Below are 1,158 nucleotides of genomic sequence, written 5' to 3'. Positions count from 1 at the left end.
CAGGGCCAGCCCGGCGCGACCGACACGCAACCCGGGGCCACGCCCCACGCCGGCAGCAACGAGGTACCCGGCAGCGAGTTGGGTGATGAACAAACCACCACCCCGCCCCTGCGCCCGGTCGACGGCACGCTTGAAGGCGAGCAGCGCCAGGCCCTGGAACAATGGCTGCGGCAGATCCCGGACAACCCCGGCGAGTTGCTGCGACGCAAATTCTGGTACGAACAGCAACAACATCAGGACAAGACTCGATGAACCGCTGCACCTCCCTTCTTCTCACCCTCGCGTTGTGGGCCAGCCAGGCCCAGGCCGCCGGCCTGGTGGCCAGTGTCGACCGCAGCCGCATCAATTCCGGGGAGACGGTGGAACTGACGGTGGAATCCAACGACGTCACGCTGTTCGGCAAACCGGACCTGGCGCCGCTGGACCCTCTGTTTGAAGTGAGCGGCACACGCCAGATCAACCAGCTCACCACCCTGGGCGGCGACAACCACGCCACCACCCGCTGGATCATCACCCTGCTGCCCAAGGAGAACGGCACCGTGGTGATTCCACCGTTGCAGATCGGCGAACTCAAGACCCAGCCGATTACCCTGCAAGTGGTGGAAACCGTCAGCCAGAACACCGAGGCCCAACTGGCTCCTGTGTTCATCGAAACCAACCTCGACCAGGACAGCGTCTACGTCCAGGCCCAGGCGTTGCTGACCGTGCGCGTCTACCACTCGGTATCGCTGTATGACGACAGCAGCCTCACGCCGTTGCAGGTCGCCGATACGCGCATCGAGCAGTTGGGCGAGTCGCGCACCTACGAGAAAGTCATCAACGGCATCCGCCACGGTGTGATCGAAACCCGCTATGCCATCTACCCGCAGCACAGCGGCACGCTGACCATTCCGACGCAGACGTTCAGCGCCACCCTGGTAGAGCCACGGCCCGCCCAGGACAACAACCCCCAGGGTTCCAAGCCCGGTAAGCTGATTCACGTCAGTTCGCCGGAGCTGTCGTTGACGGTCAAGGCCAAGCCGGCAATGTACCCGGCCGACGCTCCCTGGCTGCCGGCCCGCAGCCTGACCCTCACGGAAAGCTGGAACCCCGAGCCCGATCACGTACAGGTGGGCGACTCCCTGACCCGCAGCCTGACCTTGAAAGCCGAAGGCCTGG

At 64.7% G+C, this 1,158-nt stretch carries 1 protein-coding gene and 1 pseudogene; both read left to right on the top strand.

Features of this window, described 5'->3' with window-relative positions; all coding sequences use genetic code 11:
* Positions 1-252: pseudogene (locus tag HX846_RS28485) on the top strand (hypothetical protein); the annotation flags it as partial.
* A partial coding sequence (locus HX846_RS28480; RefSeq protein ID WP_178966567.1) for a BatD family protein occupies positions 249-1,158 on the top strand: 910 nt, incomplete at its 3' end. The pseudogene HX846_RS28485 and the gene HX846_RS28480, both read left to right, overlap by 4 nt.

It is taken from the genome of Pseudomonas sp. K5002 (assembly GCF_013386655.1).
GTDB lineage: Bacteria > Pseudomonadota > Gammaproteobacteria > Pseudomonadales > Pseudomonadaceae > Aquipseudomonas.
The sequence above is the reverse complement of the archived record's forward strand: the minus strand, read 5'-3'. Positions and strand labels throughout refer to the sequence as shown.